The organism is Rhodopirellula europaea 6C (assembly GCF_000338295.1).
GTDB classification, from domain to species: domain Bacteria; phylum Planctomycetota; class Planctomycetia; order Pirellulales; family Pirellulaceae; genus Rhodopirellula; species Rhodopirellula europaea.
This window is the reverse complement of sequence record NZ_ANMO01000120.1, coordinates 61,597-80,016: the sequence shown is the minus strand read 5'-3', so window position 1 is coordinate 80,016 and position 18,420 is coordinate 61,597. Positions and strand designations below refer to the sequence as shown.

Below are 18,420 nucleotides of genomic sequence, written 5' to 3'. Positions count from 1 at the left end.
ACTCCCACGGAGGAATGTCAATGTTGAATGTACGGATACTCGCAGTCGCAGCTCTGGTCGCATCGGTCGCGATGGGCAGCATGTTGGTTCACGCTAACGAGCCAAACGCGGCGGCAAAAGAACTGGTCGAATACCGCTTGGAAAAGTGGAAAACCACGCATGCCGAAGGTGACCAGGGCGACAAACTGGTCAAAACGCTGAAGACGCTTCGCTGCGAAGTGAAGGTCGGCTCGCACGGCGGTCACACCGACGTCAATTACCGCTGCCCGAAGTGGCAGCAGTTGGCTCTCAAGAGTCACAACGAAGCCCACCAATGGGAGAGCTGGTTGAAGAAGCACGGCTTCGAGACCAAGCACGCTCATTAAGAAATGGGGAACCGGGAATGGGGGACAGGAAACTTCGTCCTATCCCCCGTTCCATTCCTCATTCCCAATTCCTCATTCCCAATTAAGAAAAAATGAAAACTCATCTACTCACGCTGGCCCTTGCTTGCACTACCTTCGTCGGCTGCTCGGAAAAAGACGTTCAAGTCTCTGAAGCACCGGAATCATCCGAACCGATCGTGATGGATGAGTTGCCGCCGATGATGGACATGGGTGGACATCCCGAACATGGACCACACGGCGGCGAGCTGGTCGAACTCGGTAAAGAAGCGTTTCACATCGAAATGATGCACGGCAGCGGTGCAGTAGCACTCTATGTGCTGGATGGGTCTGCAACCAAACCGGTCGCGATCGAAGCCGAAAAACTTACCGTCAGTCTGAAGCATGATGGCGAAGTGAAGTCGTTCGAGCTTCCTGCCAACCCACAGGCCGAAGACGAATCAGGCAAGTCCTCGCGTTTCACGTCCACCAGCATCGAGATGGACCAGTGGATGGAATCCGGAGCCGAGGGAGCCGTCATCTTGCAGATTGATGGCAAGTCGTTCACCGGGAAGATTTCGCACGACCATGACCACGAAGGACATGACCATGGTAGCCATGAAGGACACAACCACTAATGAGAGTGCCCCAGTCGCTCGCGGTGTGTCACCGTGATCGGCAAGGTTCCCGGCCTTGTTTACGACTAGCCTCGTGAGGCCGGGAACCGCTTTTTGAATTGCTTCTACTATTTTCGACGAAAAGGACTTCGATCGACACGAAATCATCCGTTGCCCGAATCGTTTGCCATCATGAACAAGAAAGCGTCTCCAAATTGGACCCTCATCGGAGCCTGTCTCGCATCTGCGGCGTTAGCCGGTGGTGCCGTCTATTTTAGCGTCCCCTATTGGTCCAGTGCTTCGGTGGCTCAGGGGCAGGACTCCGCCGGTGAAGGCGATGGCCACGGCCATGAGGGAGAGGAGGAAGAAGGCCACGAAGAGGAAGGCCAAGAAGCCGTTGTCACGCTGCCAAAGGAAATGTGGGAGGCCTCCAAACTAAAGGTTGAGCCTGTCACTCGACAAACCGTCAATATCCAGACGTGGGCAACGGGCAAGTTAACGCTCAACGAAGACCGCAGTGCCAACATCTATTCCATCACCGAAGGACGGGCACACGAGGTGTCGGTCAATCTAGGTGATCGCGTCGACGAAGGCCAAACACTGGCAATCATCGACAGCCGCGAAGTGGGCACGGCAAAACTCGAACTGTACCAAGCTCGGTTGCAGCAAAAGTTTGCCAAACAAGCCAATGATTTTTCCCAACGGGTGAAAACGAATGCCCTGCAGTTGATTGAGGCGCTCGACCGCAACGCATCGGCGGAGGAAATCGAAAAGACACTTGGTGACAAGCCGATTGGGAAATACCGAGAGCAATTACTCGGTGCCTACACTGCCCTTGTGCAGGCACAAACGGATTTCGATCGGATCGAACCCATTGCCAACACCGGTGCAATCGCTGGTAAACAACTGATCGAAGCAAGGGCGAATCTGAACACCGCGAGAGCAAGTTTCAATGCGGTTCTCGAACAACTGCGATTTGCTGTTCCGCAAGATGCGCTGGAGGCAGAGCAGGCTGTCCAACAAGCTCAACAAACGGTTGAAGTCGCAAAGGCAAAACTGAATATCCTCGGTTATGACGATGCTGAGCTTGAGGATATTCAGCCGAACAAAAAGGGAGGGCACATCTCGCACTACGAAGTCGTCGCCCCCTTCGCGGGAACCATCATTGCCAAGAATGTGGTGCTGGCCGAACGCGTTGGAATTGACACCGAGATGTTCCGGCTGGCCGACTTGTCGACCGTGTGGGTGCAAGCTGACATCTATCAAAAAGACTTGCCCGCGATCGCGCAGCTTAGTGACACGTTGACGTTTCGTGCACCGACGGCCAGTGATGGTTCACTGCACACGCACACCGCGAAGATTTTTTACCGAGGCGACGTCCTTGATCCCGATACGCGGACGCTGCGTCTGCAGGCGGTTGCCGACAACGAAGATCGGCACCTGAAGCCGGGAATGTTTGTCGAGATTGAAATCCCGTCTCAGGATTCGCAGAACATCCTGGCGATACCCGAGTCGGCCATCCAGGAAGTTGAGGACACGAAAGTTGTTTTTGTTCAGCAGAGTGAAACTGAGTTTCGTAAAGTCCCGGTTGTCACGGGTACATTGTCCGACGGCATCATCGAGATTCGCCAAGGATTGAAGGTTGGCGACAAAGTTGTCACCTCAGGCGGATTCGCATTGAAGTCGGAATTGATGAAAGGAGAGATCGGCCACGGTCACTAATTCATCATGATAAATCGCATCATTGACATCTCTCTGAATAATCGCATCGTCGTCCTGCTGGGCGTCGTACTGCTGGTCGTTGCAGGCATCTATTCGATGCTTCGGCTGCCAGTTGACGCGGTGCCTGACTTGACGAATGTGCAAGTCCAAGTGCTGACCACTTCGCCGGCGCTCGGGCCGGTTGAGATGGAACAGTTTGTGACCTTCCCGGTCGAAACCGCGATGAGTGGTATTCCCAAGGTCACCGAGATTCGCAGCGTTACGCGATTCGGACTTTCCAACGTTACGGTGGTCTTCGAGGAAGGCACCGATATCTATTGGGCCAGACAACTCGTCGGTGAAAGGTTGACCCAGGCGCGTGCTGAAATCCCTTCCGACATCGGCGTGCCGACCATGGGACCGATCGCCACGGGCATGGGTGAAATTTACCAATTCGAGGTCCGTGCCGAAGAGGGTTACGACTACAGCCTACAGGATTTGCGAACGATACTCGACTGGAACGTTGCGTTTCAATTACGGGGTGTTCCGGGCGTCATCGAAGTCAACACGTTCGGTGGTGAACTGAAGACCTACGAGGTCCAAATCGACCCCAACGCAATGCTCAACTACGGCATCGCATTGCAGCAGGTCTTCGATGCCCTGGACCGCAACAATGCCAACGCCGGTGGAGGGTACATCCAGCACTACGAAGAACAACGATTGATCCGCGCCGAGGGCTTGGTCGAATCACTCGATGATATCGCCAACATCGTTTTGGATAGCCGTGAGGATGGCACACCAATCCTCATTCGCGACATTGGAGAAGTGAAGTTCGCACCGCTGCTGCGACAAGGTTACGTCACGCGGGATGGACGTGGCGAAGCCGTTGTCGGAATTGTCATGATGTTAATCGGCGAGAACTCGCGGGTCGTCGTCGAGGACGTCAAGGCGGAAGTCGCCGAGATTCAGAAGTCTCTTCCCGAAGGCGTCTACATCGACCCATTCTACGACCGCACGGAGTTGGTCCAACGTGCGGTCGATACGGTGATCGAAAACGTCAGCGGCGGAGCGATCCTGGTCATCATCATGTTGTTCTTGCTCGTCGGCGACTGGCGGGCCGGTTTGATCGTGGCCTCGGCAATTCCGTTATCAGCGTTGTTCACCTTCATGGCGATGAAATACTTCGGTGTATCGGCCAACCTGCTCAGCTTGGGCGCTTTGGACTTTGGCATCATTGTCGATGGGTCCGTGGTGATGGTCGAGAACGTGATTCGACAGGTCGGATTAGCAAAGCAACGCAATCCCGATCTGCAAAAGGCACCGTTGAAAGTCTTCCGCGAGGCCAGCCATGAGGTTGCCCGACCGATCCTGTTCGCCGGTGCGATCGTGATTATCGTGTTCATTCCGATCCTGTCGCTGCAGGGCATCGAGGGGAAGATGTTCGGCCCGATGGCATTCAGCTTCATGTCGGCGTTGGTCGGTGCGTTGATCGTCTCACTGACCGTGATGCCGGTGTTGGCCTCGCTGTTCTTGGCTCGCAAGTTCACGCAAAAAGACCCGTTCTTGATTCGTTGGGCCAAACGTGGATACGAACCACTGCTACGTCGCAGCATGAAGCATCCGGTGGCCATTGTCTGTATCGCAACCGCGTCGCTGGCAATCGGCATCTTTATCGCGAGCCGCTTTGGCGCTGAGTTCGTTCCGAAGCTAGACGAAGGTGACATGGCGATTCAGGCCGTCAGGCTTCCTAGCGTCTCACTGGAACGTTCGATCGAGATGACCACGGACATCGAACAAACGTTGCTGGATGAATTCGGCGAGGAGGTTAAATCGGTCGTGTCAAAAACCGGGCGTCCCGAGATTGCGACCGATCCGATGGGCGTTGAAGCGAGCGACATTTTTGTGATCATGAAACCGCGGGAGGAGTGGCGGTACGAAGACAAGCAGGAATTGATTTCTGCGATGAGCGAAGCGCTCAACAAACGCATCCCCGGAAACAACTTCAGTTTTACTCAGCCCATTGAACTGCGTGTTCAGGAATTACTCTCGGGCGTCCGCAGTGACATCGGCATCAGTCTGTATGGCGACGACCTTGAAACGCTCAAGAAAATCGGCAACGAGATCGCGGGGGTTGTTTCCCAGGTACCCGGTGCGGCCGATGTGCAGCCCGAGCAAACAGGAGGCTTGCCGTACATTCAAGTGAAGATTCTGCGTGACCAAATCGCTCGCTACGGCATCAATGCCGGCGACGTGCTCGACGCGGTCGCGACGATTGGTGGCAAAGGTGCCGGTGAAGTGTTTGAAGGTCAAAAGCGGTTCCCGCTGATGGTCCGACTGGCACCCAGGTATCGCGAGGATTTAGAGTCGCTCAAGAAGATACGCATCGCCGACACGAGCGGCCGGCAAATCCCGTTGGAGCAACTTGCCGAAATCACGGTCGGTCCCGGGGTCGCCCAAATCAGTCGCGATGAAATCCGACGACGGTTCCTCGTTCAAGTCAATGTGCGTGGTCGCGACCTAGCCAGTTTTGTGGGCGAAGCCCAGGCGGCGGTTGAATCACAAGTGGAACTGCCACCGGGTTACCGAGTCACTTGGGGCGGACAATTCAAGAACTTGCAGGACGCAGTCGGACGATTGTCTATCGCCGTTCCTCTGGCACTGTTTCTGATTTGCTCACTGCTCTACCTGACGTTCAATTCTGTCAAATTGGCATTGCTGATTTTCTTGAACGTTCCCATTGCCACCGTCGGCGGCATTCTCGCGTTGTGGGTTCGCGACATGCCGTTCTCCATATCTGCCGGTGTCGGTTTTATTGCCTTGTTCGGCATCGCGGTGATGAACGGTGTCGTTCTGATCGAACACATCCGCGCACTTCGAGAGCGCGGCCAAGGAATCGACGATTCTGTATTCACCGGTGCCGTCGATCGACTGCGGCCCGTCCTGATGACCGCGACCACTGACGCTCTTGGTTTCTTGCCGATGGCATTTTCCACCAGCAGCGGTGCTGAAGTGCAACGACCGCTCGCGACGGTCGTGATTGGCGGGGTGATCACGTCCAGCCTACTAACGTTGATCGTGCTGCCATCGATCTACCATTGGTTTGAGCCGAAGGACGATGGCAACGAAGTGGACAAGGAAGTGACGAACACAGACCAATCCAAAGAGACAGCCTCCTAGAGCGCAATCCATGCCCCTCATTGAAGAATTTGAACGATCAGGAATTTGGCTGTTCCGCTGGCGTAGCTACCTTCCATTCGTGTTCCTACCGCTAATTTTTGTTGCTGCCGTACGCTACCCAGTGATCGAGGCCCATCCGAATCTGCATCTGGCTTGGGGCATTTTCAGTGTGGGAGTTTCGTTGCTTGGTTTGTTCGTGCGCTGTCATACGGTCGGACATGCCGCCGACGGCACGTCGGGCCGGAACACGAAGCAGCAGATCGCTGAATCGCTCAATACGTCTGGATTCTACTCGGTGCTGCGACACCCGCTGTATCTAGGCAACTTCCTGATTGCCTTGGGGATTGTCCTGCATTCTCTTGCACCTTGGCTCGTCGCAATCTACGTGATGTCGTTCGCGTTGTATTACGAGCGGATCATGTTCACGGAAGAAGCTTTTCTTCGGCAGAAGTTTGGACGCGAGTTCATTCGATGGTCGAACCGAACACCGGCATTCATTCCGCGACTCAAGCGGTGGCGGAGCGCGGAACTGCCCATGAATTGGTCCAAGGTGATCCGCGCCGAATCAGCCGCCGTTGCCGTCATTGCCGTCGCCTTTCCGGGCGTTGAACTGCTCATGCACCGTATCCAGCAGGGCAAAGTCGCCGTTGAAACCTCCTGGTATTTCATCTTGGCTGCAGGCGTAGTGCTGTACGGCATCGCCCGCTACATGAAACGCCGGTATCGACGGCGCGATTCGGGCAAGGTCGGACCCCAGGAGGCAATAACGTGATTCAAATGCAATCCCAAAGAAATTGGGAAGCAGACGAACGACGCCCGCTTCCCATTTTCACATTCTCAATCTGCAATCTTCAATCGACAATCTTCAGTTTAGTGATGTCCACCGACGCCGAGGTGCAGGCGTCCGACATCAAGATGGACACCGCCGTGACCACGGTAGGCTGGTCGGTACGAACGATAACTCGGTGCGTAGTGGCTGCCGTATGCCGAACCGTAATAGGGAGTCGCGTTGTGGCGGCGCGTGATGCCGTGTCCACCGTAGTACCCTTGGCCACTGGTGTAGCCGTGGCCGTAGCTGGAATAGTTTCCGACATAGCCGTGGCCGCCGTTGTAAACGTGACCACCGCCGTGACGCACGTCGGCAGCGCTCGTTTCGGCAGATGGAATCAGGAATGTCAGGGCGGTGCCAGCGAAGGCGATCATCAAAAAGCGTTTCATGGTTCAAATCCTTTAGGAGGAGAGGGGAGGGAACGCTTGATTGATAACGCAGGCGGTGTGCCAAAGCGTGAAACCTCCGTAAAACACGGGCTTGATGCGTTTTTCGGCAGAATCAACCTGCCGAAGTGTAGTCAATTTGATCTCCGAGTGATCTCATTTTGGTGTCATTCTTTCGCGCCTTCGTGCCCGAGAGTGGTGTTCCGATGAGCGGAAAAGGCAATGTTCGGCGGTCGCGAAGCGTGCGGATTCTCCGTGAAATCATGGTGTGTCTAACCGCCGTGATGGTTTTCACCACGGCCCTGATCAGTCCCGTGTGTCATGGCCGGTGTGATGACACACGAGTTGCCGCGGCAGAATGTTGCCAATCCACTTTGACCGCGACGTGCTGCGGTTGCCACTGCCCGACGCCGACGACGGTGGACGTTGAGACTTCGACACCCCGCGTCCCATGTTCCTGCTGTCACAACAGTTCGCCCGCGTATGCCGAGTCGGTCGCATCGCCAAGACCGATCGAGCCATCAACGAAGTGTTTTCATTTGCCGCACAGGCAACGCGTGACAACTGACTTGTCCAGTCAGCCGGAGAAAATCGTTGCGGTCCGGTTTGAAACATCCCCGAAGCTGTGTTCGCGACTGTGTCGTTTTCTGATCTGAGCCACCCGCTCGATTGAGAAACGCGTCACGTCGCCCGGAATTGATTCCGGCACCACAACATTCACGGCGGAATAGTTCCGCCATCCCTTCAAGGATATTCAAATCATGTTGGTTCTTTCAAGAAAAGTCGGTCAGTCGATCTGTTTGCCCGGTTCCGATACAACAATCACCATCGCTAAAGCGACTCGCAATCGCGTGAGTTTAGCGATCGACGCCCCTCGCGAGATTGCGGTTTCGCGAGGCGAGCTTTCGTCGCCCGACGATGAAGATACGGTCGTCGAAGAAGACATCGCCACCTTATGGCGTCCAAAGCCCAAGTCGCGTGCAGCGCAGGCCGTTTCAACTCGTGCCTGCACACCCGAACCTGCGAACATCTTGGTGGCCATCACCAATGCCGATGAGCGCCGTCGTTACGCAGACGCCTTTCGCTCGGCGGGTTACCGTGCAAGCGAGGCCACCGATGGATTGTCCTGCCTGTCGGCGCTTCGATCGGATGTGTTCGACATGTTGGTCATCGACCAACACCTGATATGGGGCAGCGGAGACGGAGTCATCGAGGTCATGCACCACGATCCTTTGATGGAGCAGGTCCCTGTGGTGTTGCTAAATTTCCCTTCGCCAAACGAACCATCTGAACTTGGCCCAAGCGGCAAGCGAGAGTTGCGTTGCGACGAGATCGTTTACATCGTGCAACGACGTCTTGCTGGAAGCGTTTGATGGTTGACAACTCAATCAAGGTTCGCCGCCGATCCTATCCGACGGTGACGCTGTTACTGTTTGCTGTCAACGTGCCGCTAGCCGTTCTCGTCGCACTCCTACTGGTGACCGACTATCGGCGGGAGATGCGGCGTGCGACGGACGCTCGGCGGATCACGCTTAGCGACGAAGCGAGCGTGATTGGCAACGCGTTGTTGCGTTTAAGTGAACCCGATGACGCCACGGCCATCACAACGTTTTTGGAGAGCAGTTGTGCAGAAACCGCTGGACCGGATACGCCAGGTCACTGGATCGACGTGCGGTGGAACGGCAAGCGATTGCACACGCACACCGGACCTGACAGCGAACAGAATACTGAACCGGAGATCGGTCGGGTGCAAGACGCGATCGTCGGTCGATTTTCAGCCGGTGACCTGCAAGTCGCCGTGACCGAGCGGGCCGCCGAGATTCGACGCAGTGCGAGAGGGGAAACATTCATGCACCTCAGCGGAATCCTGGGGCTGGCATCACTTGCGGCCATCATCGTTGATGTCGTCTTGGTCCGCTTGATCGCCAACCCCACAAAGCGACTGACCGCAACGGTTGAACAACTCCAGTCAAACCAATTCCAGATGGAACCACTTTCGTTTCGCAGTCGCGAACTGAACGACCTAAGTTTTCAGATTGCCCAGATGGCGGAATCGCTGCGCCATGCGGAAGCCGACCGAAGCGGCGCGATGCGACGCGCTCGTGACATTCAGAATCACCTGCTGCCGCAACGTATTTGTGTTCCCGGCCTAGCGTTCGCAACCCACTTCCAGCCAGCCGAAGATGTCGCCGGCGATATCTACGGTGTCATGGAAATGCGCGACAAGTCGTGGTTGATCTACATCGCGGATTTGGTCGGGCATGGCATTCCGGCTGCGATCAGCGCGGCGGTTCTGAAGATGGTGATCGACTCGGCCGCCAGTGGAACGACCGAGCCGGGCGAAATCATGAATCGCGTCAATCGGATACTTCCGCGATACCTGTCCGACAGTGAGTTTGCCACGGCGGCAATCCTGCGTTGGAATCCTGACAAGGCTGAACTGTCTTGCGCCAGTGCGGGGCATGAACCGATTTTGCTGATGACGCAGCAGCGTCTGGTCACACTGGACGCGACTGGCATTCCGCTGGGCATCGACCCTTCGGCTTGCTGGACAACGAGCCATCACAACTTGGTGCCCGGCGACCGGTTGCTGTTGGCCACCGACGGCGTCGCGGAAACACATGATCCCAATGAACAGCAGTTCGGCCGATCAAGATTGTCGGAAATGTTTAGCAACAGCTACTCGCGTGACATCGAAGAATTTGTCGCCCATTTGGAAACAGAAATTGCCTCACATCGAGCGACTGCGCCGATCGAGGACGATGTCACGTTCCTGATCGCCGAATGCCGCCGCATCGAGGCAAGCCAGCAACATTGTCCGGAGAAGACTCAGGCATGAAGGAACAACTGCATCAAAAGGTAGAACGAATCGTCCATCGGTTTGGTTTCGCAAACGTCTGCGTTTCCAACGGCAAGGCAAGACAAATCACGTTGTCCGGTAATGTTGACGACATCAACGACCGCGCGCTGCTGGTCGCGGTCGCTCGCACGACGCCTGGCGTTCAGGAAGTCCATAGCGAGATAACAGTTAACAAGTAACTAAGACGTTTCTAAATAGGCCAGTTATTTACGATGCAATCAATAAACCAGTCACTCATACCGTTTACCACAACGATTCTTTATATGCTTTGTTTGCTTTTCACACGCGATCTGGTTGCGGTGGAACCGACACCGCTGGGCCATGACGCCGAGCAGCTATCTGCGGATCAACTTTCGCGTGTTGTTCACGATTTGACGACTGAAGCGTCACAGGGATTTGTAACGGTCTATGCTTTGCGCGGCCCACGCATGACGCCCGCATGGCGGTTGCGAGAAGCCGCTAAGCAACTCCGGGAACATCACGGAAATTCTCGCCAACATGCTTCGGACTCGTTCGAGTCACCCGACGATCAAGGCTCTGGCCTTGTCATGGATACCGAAGGCTATGTGTTGACGTGCAACCATGTTGTCGAAGGTGCCAACGCGGTCTTCGTGCGAACCGCAGACGGTCGCAAAATACACGCCACGAAAGTGGTGGGCGATCCGGTGACCGATCTAGCCGTGATTCAGCTCAGCGACACCGATCACTTGACACCCGTTCGCTTCGGGGACTCTGATCGACTTCGAGTCGGAGATTGGGTCGTCTCATTAGCTTCACCTTATAATCTTGAAAAGTCAGTGAGTGTGGGCATTGTCAGTTCAACAAACCGGTGGCTATCGAGTTCTCCAGTACCGATGATCCAAAATGATGCGTCAACAAACCCGGGAAGCTCGGGCGGTGCCTTGTTGAATCTTCGCGGCGAAGTCGTCGGCATTATAGAAGGATGCCTGAGTAACACCCGAGAGTTCCAGGGAATTGGACTCGCTACGCCGGTGAACGTTGCGAGAGAGATCGCCAACGAACTGAAAAGCCTTGGCTTTATCCAACGAGGCCATTTCGGCTTTGATACTCAGCCCTTGTCCGCTGACATGGCAACGCTGCTCGGGTTGCCGGCTGATACTGGCCTCTATGTAAAGCATGTTTATCCCGGTTCCCCGGCCAGCGTCGCCGGATTGAGAGTGGGCGATATCGTTGTCAGCTTTGATGACAAACAGATTGACCATTCGTTCGACCCGCAGACATTCACCGCTGATTCCACGCCCGGTAAGCGACACCGTTTTGAGGTCGTTCGTGATGACGAAACCATTGAAATCAAAGCGGTGATGCAACAGGACCAGCCCTCTATCGACGAACCCAGAATCCCGATCGACGCTGCGGCAGAGGATACATTTGAGCACTTTGACAAAGCATTCGGGCTTGGACTGGCAAACCTCAGTGAAGAACTGATTCAGGAATTAAATCTACTGCCGAATACCCATGGCGTCTTAATCACCTACGTTGCGATGGAAAGCGCTGCTTACCGTGAAGGCTTGGCGGCGGGCATGGGAATTGCCCGCGTGAACGATCATGCCATTACCAACCTCGAAGAATACCGCGATCGCATGTCCAAACCTCGGCTTCCCAACCGGGCGTTGTTCCTAATTCAAACCGGCACCGACGCGCACCTTGTCCTCCTGAACAACGAAAAAGATGAATAAACAAAAGATTGAAATGAGCGTGTTGTTGCCATCGGTGACCGACGCGAATGATCGCTGTGTCGAGCGACTGACCAATTTGCTTGTCTCGAGAGCGGGGATCGACGAGGCTCACGTGACTCAGGCGACCGGCGATAATCCGCAGAGCATTTGCATCCACTACGATAGCGATGTCGTTTCCACCGGCGACGTCAGGGCACTGGCAAAGCGAACCGGAGCGCAATTGGACCAACGCTACGGACATTGGCTTGGCAAGTCGGATGCCATGCACGCCCGCCGAGCATCGGCCGTTGAATCGCGACTCTCCGGAATCCACGGGGTACTCGAAGCGGTCGTTGCGCCGGACGGTGCCGTCCGCGTCGAATACGATCGGCAGCAAACGTCCGAAGAAGCCATCGAAACAGCGTTCAGGCAGTGGGCGGCAAACTCGAGCGTCGTCGCCGAGGATCATGCGGATCACAAGCACGACGAAGAAGGTAACGAGGACGATCACGACCATGCCGGGCATGGCCACTCGCACGGCGGCATCTTCGGGCCGAAGTCAGAGTTGATCTTTGCGATCCTCTGCGGCACATTCCTGTTGGTCGGTTGGCTAATCGAAACGTTCACCGAATGGAACGAATGGATTCCGCTGGGGTGCTACATCGCCGCTTACCTGTTCGGTGGCTACTACACCGTCACCGAAGCGATCGAGAAAATCCGAGCCGGCAAGTTTGAGATCGACTTCCTAATGATTGTGGCTGCCGCCGGTGCTGCGTCGCTGGGAGCGTGGGCCGAGGGTGCGTTGCTGCTGTTCCTGTTCAGCATCGGTCATGCCTTGGAAGGCTACGCGATGGGGCGAGCCAAACGTGCCATCGAAGCCTTGTCCGAACTCGCCCCGAAAACTGCGCGAGTTCGACGTGATGGGAACGAATCAGAAATCTCCGTCGAAGAGCTGGTCGTTGGCGACATCGTCATCATCAAACCGGACGAGCGAGTCCCGGCAGACGGTTTCGTGACCGCCGGTGAGTCCAGCATCAACCAAGCACCGATCACGGGCGAAAGCGTGCCTGTCGACAAACGGCCCGTCGATGACGTTGCCGCTGCCGCATCCGATCCCGAGTCGCTTCCGCCCGAGCATCGTGCATTCGCCGGAACGATCAACCAATCGGGATCGCTCGAAATCCAAGTCACCAAACTCGCATCCGAGAACACGCTCGCGCGCGTCGTCACGATGGTCAGCGAAGCAGAAACGCGGGTTTCGCCAACGCAAAAGTTCACCAAGAAGTTCGAGCGTTATTTCGTGCCGTCTGTTATCGCCGGCGTCGTATTGTTGCTGTTCGCACCGCTCGTTGTCAAAGAAACATTTAGCGAATCGTTCTACCGAGCGATGGCTGTGCTAGTCGCCGCCAGTCCATGTGCGCTCGCGATTGCGACACCCAGTGCAGTGCTCAGCGGCGTGGCCCGAGCTGCTCGCGGCGGGATTCTTATCAAAGGCGGCGGACCACTGGAAAGCCTCGGTAGTCTCGATTCGATCGCGTTTGACAAAACCGGAACGCTCACCGAAGGCGAACCGAAAATGACTGACGTTCGTACGGCTGACGGCGTCGACGAAACGGAGTTATTGCGGTTCGCGATCGCCGTCGAAGACCTCAGCAAACATCCGCTTGCCAAAGCGGTCGTCCGCGACGGGAAGAAAAAGTTGGGAGATAGGGAGCCGGGGAGTGGGGGAGAAATTCCAGAGGCAACAAATCTCCAGAGCATCACGGGACGCGGCATCCAAGCGACGGTCGAAGGAGACGTCGTTCATATTGGCAAAGACGATCTGTTCGCCGAAGTCGACGGGCCACCGCTGCCAGACAGCGTTCGCGAGATGGTCGAATCCCTTGAACAAAACGGTCGCACAACGATGATCGTCCGGCGTGGTGATCGTTACCTCGGCGTCATCGGATTGATGGATACGCCGCGAGAAGCCTCTAAGCGAACCATCGCAAGGCTTCGCGAACTCGGCATCAAGCGAATGATTATGATCTCAGGCGACAATCAGAAAGTCGCCAACGCAGTCGCGAAAGAAGTCGGCCTCGACGAAGCAAGAGGCGACTTGATGCCCGACGACAAAGTCAACGAGATCAAGAAACTGCAAAGCGAAGGTGGCGTCGCGATGGTGGGCGACGGAGTCAACGACGCACCGGCAATGGCATCTGCGTCGGTAGGTATCGCGATGGGGGCCGCAGGTAGCGATGTCGCACTCGAAACAGCGGACGTTGCCTTGATGGCAGACAACCTCGACCACTTGCCGCTCGCGATCGGCCTCAGTCGGGCAACACGAAGCATCATCCGCCAAAACCTCTGGATGAGTCTCGGCATGGTCGCGTTCCTCGTCCCGGCGACAATCCTCGGCCTCAACATCGGCCCCGCAGTTGCATTGCACGAAGGCAGCACGCTCGTCGTCGTCTTCAATGCCCTGCGTCTGCTAGCCTACAAACCGAAATTCTAAGCGGAGAGCTCAACATGGAAAACAACCGCGAAACACCTAACACAAATGACGACCAAACCAACGACACGAACAACGTTCAAGGCATCCGCCGTGGTCGATACGTTGAGATCACGAGCCTGATTTACAATATCACCGAAGTCGCGATTTCTCTGACGGCCGGTTTCGCCACGGGCAGTTCCGCGCTGGTCAGTTGGGGTGTCGACAGCATTGTCGAATGCAATTCAGCCGCGTTCATGATCTGGCGCCTTCACGGCGAAGAGAAAGGCATCAGTGATCGCGAAGTGCGAAAGCGAAAGAAGATCGCCCTTAGCGTCCTCTCCGCCGCATTCACAATCGCCGTCTTGTTTATTTGCTACGAAGCAATCAGTAAGCTCATTGGCCAAGAATCCGCGTCGCTGTCTTGGTGGGGCATCGGCATTTTGTTGGTCTCGCTGGTCGTCAACCCGATGCTCGCATGGGGTAAGCACTACTATGGCAAAAAAACGGATTCACCATCTCTGAAATACGACGCGATCGATACGATGATCTGCGAGTACCAAACCATCGTCGTGCTAATCGGCATCGGCTTGGTCCAGTGGCAAGGATGGTGGTGGGCCGATCCGATCGCTGCACTGTTGATCGTCCCCTACGTCGCATGGGAAGCCTACGAAGCCGGTCGCGACGCATGGGCAGTCGATGTCGACCAAACAGAAGATTGAAATCTCCACCAACCGGAAGACATCGACGGATGCAAACAGTCAAGTTGCAAAACGTTGCAATTCGAATCGCATCGCTGGCTCAATGCGAGTTGGGACGTAGTGAAAATGTGAGTCAAGGGTCAGCAGACTGTATCGCTTTGCGGCATTCCTGCTGGGAACGGTACAATTTGCTGATGGCGATTCGCCACTGAAAGCCCCGAGACTGGAACGTTTGTCAATGCCTGAAACGACCGCGACAATTGCTCAAGCGGGCTACTGAATTGACTAAACTGGGGCGGTGGCATCTTGCATAAACGCACCTAACGATGCGAATAGCGTTTGGGCGGTGCTGCTTGCTTCACATGTCGGATCGTCAGTTGTTGAACCAACTGGCCATCGAGTTCCAATTGGTCAATATCGACTTCGCCGTTGATTTGCTCTTTCACCCGTGCGTGCGGATCGGAGTGTTCATCAACGGGATGGCGAAAGACCAAGGTTGCATCGTCCGTGGCAACCCTTGCAAGTTCTTGAATCGACTCGTTGCGAAGTGGTGTGCGTTCGACGATGATCGTTTTGACCGACGAATCCGGCAACGGAATGTCCTCCGCTCGTCCGTCGATTCGATTCGGGATCGGCTGTCCCTTGTCAAGACCGAGCGTTTTCTCGGCACTCGGATTAAGGTTCATTGCCGTCGCGTATCGGCCTTCGCCGCCAACATCCAGTAACGCAATCATTTCACCTCCAAAGCAGTCTCGTACAAACGAATCTTCAGTCGGCATTCTTCAATCTCCAATTTACAGGTACGGGCAATAAATATCCGCCGCCTGCCAAAACTTGTGCGGCAGCGGAATCAAAATCATCGCCAGGATGACGAACGTCGCGTAACCCACCCATTGACGGCCGCTGCTGATCGGCGTGATGTCGTTCAACGGCGGTGTGCCGCGTCCGGCGATGAAGAAGATGAACAGGGCGAAGAACAGCAGTCCGGGCCAAACAAAGATCGCAAGCAGAAAGAGCGACCACATTGCGACACTTCCGATCGTCTCGCCGACTCGCCGCCCGAACATCGCTCTTGCCATGTGGCCGCCGTCGAGCTGCCCAATCGGCATCAAGTTCAGCGCGGTGATGAATAAGCCCAGCCATCCCGCAAACGCCAGCGGGCTGAGTTGAACGAGATAGCCGTCTTGCAGTTGTTCGCCCAATGCGATCTTCGACAGCAGCGCGAACAGGATTGACGATCCGGCGGATGTGCCGTGGCCGAGCATTCCGCCAACGACTTCGGTTTCGGGCGGAAGAACTTCCGAACTTTGCAAACCGACCAGCAGTGCCGGTATCGCAACAACCAAACCGGCCAAAGGACCAGCCACGGCGACATCGAACAATGCTCGACGGTTTCGCGTTGGCGACTTCATCTGAATGAACGCCCCGAACGTCCCCAATGCAAACGGAATCGGGATGAAGAACGGCGGAGTGACATTCAGCCCGTGATGTTTCGCGGTGAAGTAATGACCGAGTTCGTGTACGCCGAGGATTAGTAGTAAACCGATGGAGTACGGCAAACCGACGGCGAAAGCCCCCGGTTGCTCCCATAGATTCACGCCCTGATGCAACGCTCCCGCGTAGGTCGTCGTCAAAAACGTCAACGCGAACAGCAACCAATGCAGCCAAAGCCGCGTCGGACGCTCCAACGTCGCTTCTTCGGTTGGTCGATTCATCAATACGATTGCCGTACCGAGTTCGTCGTCCTGCTGGATCAACGGAACCGCGTTCTCGCCCAGTTCGCTTTCGAGTCTCTTTAACGCTTCGTCGGCTGGCATGTTCAACCGGCCGCGAAACAATCCGACGCCCTGCTGCCGCGTCGCGACTCGGACATCCATCACCGACGCGATGGCCGGTGGGTGTTCGCCGTTGGGAATCAACCGCACACCGTCGTCGGCGACGGATTCCTCGTCGGTCCTTCCCGCTGTCCGGCCGGCAACCGCCATGCTCGCGATCATGTAAAAACACAGCAACAGGATGATCCACATCCAAAGCACGCTGTGCATGCCACCGCCGCTGGCCGTCAGCAGGAACACCAGCGGGATCGCAAGGCAAAGAATCCAGAGGATGGAAAGCCAGGGTGAATGGTTGGTCCGTGTGGTCATGGCGTACTCCTATGTTGCGTGTTGCTTTTTCTGTTGGTCGTTGTGTTGATGTTCATCATCGGAATCATCGACGCGGGCCAGGAACCAACGTTCACCGGCGAAGATCAAGATGAAGCCGACAATGGAAACCCAGATCACCAACATGTCGCTGGACGCCTTCATCCATACGAACGCGCCGAGAATGACAATGTCGAGCGCGATCGCAGTGACAAGGATGGCGGTATTCGCTTTGACATCTTCTTTCAAATGCCGTAGCACGCCCCAATGAATGGCAACGTCCATGACGAGGTAGAAGATCGCTCCGAGTGATGCGATGCGTCCCAGGTCAAAGAAGATCGTTAGCGCGATGGCGATCACGATGGTGTAAACGAGCGTGTGTTGTTGCATATCGCCGGGCATCCCGAAATGCTTGTGCGGCACAAGCTTCATTTCGCTCAGCATCGCCAGCATCCGCGACACAGCGAACGTGCTGGCGAGCAATCCCGAGATCGTCGCGATGACGGCCAGACCCACCGTGAAGTAACGGCCCCACTGCCCGAACGCGGGTTCGGCGGCTTTCGACAAAGCGTAATCGCGGTGTTCGATGATCTGCGAGACGCTCAGATTGCCGGATACGGCCAATGCGACGAGAAGGTAGATGATCAAACAAATCGACAGCGACCAAATGATTGAGCGACCAATGTTCTTGGTTGGCTCTTTGATTTCCGAGCCGCTGTTGGTGATCGTGGTGAAGCCTTTGTAGGCAAGTAATGCCAACGCCGTCGCAGATAGAAAACTCGTACCCGACGTTCGTTCGTTCACGCCGATCGACTCGAACGACAATCCAGAAACGTACAAACCGGCCCCAGCGAAAATCAGAATGCCACCGATTTTGATGGCCGCCGTCACGAGCGAGAACTTGCCGATGAAACTCGTGGACATGATGTTGATTAGAAACACGACAATCAGTAGGCCAACTCCCAACGCCGGCGTCCAAAACGCGGTGTCTTCGACATTCATCAATTGCAGCGAGTAGGTTCCGAACGTCCGCGCGACGAGACTTTCGTTGATGACCATTGAAAAGTACATCAGCAGCGCCATACCCGCCGTTACGGTGCCTTTGCCGTAAGCCTTCATCAGAAACATTCCGATGCCGCCAGCCGATGGATACTTTTGAGCCATCTTGACGTACGAATACGAGCTGAAGCCGGCAACGATCGCAGCAGCAAGAAACGCGAGCGGAAAGAGGCCACCGGCTTGCTCAGCCACCTGCCCGGTGAGCGCGAAAATTCCAGCCCCAATCATCACACCGGTGCCCATCGCGACCGATCCGGTCAACGAGAGACTGTTTTCTTCGTATTGACTTGTTGATTCAGATTCACTCATTTCTGTTCCGGTGTCCTGTTGCGAACCAATGTTGATGCCCAAATCGAAACTTGTCGCAAATACCAGGCCAAGGCGTACGGTGTACGGAAGCGAATCGCGTACACCACTGAGTTGTTGGTTGGAACCGTTCCT

15 protein-coding genes are annotated in these 18,420 nt (G+C 55.7%); 11 read left to right on the top strand and 4 right to left on the bottom strand.

Annotated elements, in window-relative coordinates; translation table 11 throughout:
• The first annotated feature begins 20 nt into the window (after window positions 1–20).
• From RE6C_RS13065 to RE6C_RS13045, 5 genes are all read left to right on the top strand, one after another.
• Window positions 21–365, top strand: coding sequence for a hypothetical protein (locus tag RE6C_RS13065; protein WP_008657192.1), 345 nt, complete (start codon window positions 21–23; stop codon window positions 363–365).
• Window positions 366–457: 92 nt separating this feature from the next.
• The gene (locus RE6C_RS13060; protein WP_008657191.1) at window positions 458–1,000 is read left to right on the top strand and encodes a hypothetical protein; all 543 of its coding nucleotides are present in this window, start codon (window positions 458–460) and stop codon (window positions 998–1,000) included.
• A gap of 171 nt (window positions 1,001–1,171) precedes the next feature.
• Window positions 1,172–2,701: an efflux RND transporter periplasmic adaptor subunit gene (locus RE6C_RS13055; protein WP_236618183.1), complete on the top strand. Its 1,530-nt coding sequence runs from the start codon at window positions 1,172–1,174 to the stop codon at window positions 2,699–2,701.
• A 6-nt stretch (window positions 2,702–2,707) separates the two neighbouring features.
• A complete protein-coding gene (locus RE6C_RS13050) occupies window positions 2,708–5,857 on the top strand; it encodes an efflux RND transporter permease subunit (RefSeq protein WP_008657189.1) in 3,150 nt (1,049 codons plus the stop codon).
• Between the two features lie 10 nt (window positions 5,858–5,867).
• Entirely contained in the window at window positions 5,868–6,629 is a 762-nt protein-coding gene (locus RE6C_RS13045) for a methyltransferase family protein (protein WP_039961948.1), read from the top strand.
• Between the two features lie 98 nt (window positions 6,630–6,727).
• Here RE6C_RS13045 and RE6C_RS13040 read toward each other — a convergent pair whose 3' ends face one another.
• Complete coding sequence (locus tag RE6C_RS13040) at window positions 6,728–7,075, bottom strand: hypothetical protein (protein ID WP_008657186.1); 348 nt, start codon at window positions 7,073–7,075, stop codon at window positions 6,728–6,730.
• A 758-nt stretch (window positions 7,076–7,833) separates the two neighbouring features.
• On the opposite strand from RE6C_RS13040, the gene RE6C_RS13035 reads away from it, so the two are divergent.
• The 6 genes from RE6C_RS13035 to RE6C_RS13010 are packed head-to-tail and all read left to right on the top strand — an operon-like array spanning window position 7,834 to window position 14,800.
• Window positions 7,834–8,445 (top strand): carbon storage regulator, encoded by a 612-nt coding sequence (locus RE6C_RS13035; RefSeq protein WP_008657184.1) that lies wholly within the window; start codon window positions 7,834–7,836, stop codon window positions 8,443–8,445.
• Window positions 8,445–9,911, top strand: coding sequence for a PP2C family protein-serine/threonine phosphatase (locus tag RE6C_RS13030; RefSeq protein WP_008657183.1), 1,467 nt, complete (start codon window positions 8,445–8,447; stop codon window positions 9,909–9,911). The genes RE6C_RS13035 and RE6C_RS13030 overlap by 1 nt, the downstream gene beginning before the upstream one ends.
• Window positions 9,908–10,111 (top strand): BON domain-containing protein, encoded by a 204-nt coding sequence (locus tag RE6C_RS30350; RefSeq protein WP_008657182.1) that lies wholly within the window; start codon window positions 9,908–9,910, stop codon window positions 10,109–10,111. Before RE6C_RS13030 ends, RE6C_RS30350 begins: the two co-directional genes overlap by 4 nt.
• A gap of 33 nt (window positions 10,112–10,144) precedes the next feature.
• Window positions 10,145–11,629 (top strand): trypsin-like peptidase domain-containing protein, encoded by a 1,485-nt coding sequence (locus RE6C_RS13020; RefSeq protein WP_315852350.1) that lies wholly within the window; start codon window positions 10,145–10,147, stop codon window positions 11,627–11,629.
• Window positions 11,622–14,102, top strand: a complete 2,481-nt coding sequence (locus tag RE6C_RS13015) for a heavy metal translocating P-type ATPase (protein WP_008657180.1) — start codon at window positions 11,622–11,624, stop codon at window positions 14,100–14,102. The genes RE6C_RS13020 and RE6C_RS13015 overlap by 8 nt, the downstream gene beginning before the upstream one ends.
• Before the next feature lie 14 nt (window positions 14,103–14,116).
• Window positions 14,117–14,800 carry a cation diffusion facilitator family transporter gene (locus tag RE6C_RS13010; RefSeq protein ID WP_008657179.1) on the top strand — a complete coding sequence of 228 codons (684 nt, stop codon included), beginning with the start codon at window positions 14,117–14,119 and terminating at the stop codon, window positions 14,798–14,800.
• Window positions 14,801–15,099: 299 nt separating this feature from the next.
• Here the strand turns inward: RE6C_RS13010 and RE6C_RS13005 are convergent, their stop codons facing one another.
• The 3 genes from RE6C_RS13005 to RE6C_RS12995 are packed head-to-tail and all read right to left on the bottom strand — an operon-like array spanning window position 15,100 to window position 18,288.
• A complete protein-coding gene (locus RE6C_RS13005) occupies window positions 15,100–15,558 on the bottom strand; it encodes a class I SAM-dependent methyltransferase (protein ID WP_008657177.1) in 459 nt (152 codons plus the stop codon).
• Window positions 15,559–15,573: 15 nt separating this feature from the next.
• Window positions 15,574–16,923 carry a site-2 protease family protein gene (locus RE6C_RS13000; protein WP_008657176.1) on the bottom strand — a complete coding sequence of 450 codons (1,350 nt, stop codon included), beginning with the start codon at window positions 16,921–16,923 and terminating at the stop codon, window positions 15,574–15,576.
• Window positions 16,924–16,932: 9 nt separating this feature from the next.
• Window positions 16,933–18,288: an APC family permease gene (locus RE6C_RS12995; RefSeq protein WP_039962022.1), complete on the bottom strand. Its 1,356-nt coding sequence runs from the start codon at window positions 18,286–18,288 to the stop codon at window positions 16,933–16,935.
• Window positions 18,289–18,420 lie beyond the last annotated feature (132 nt).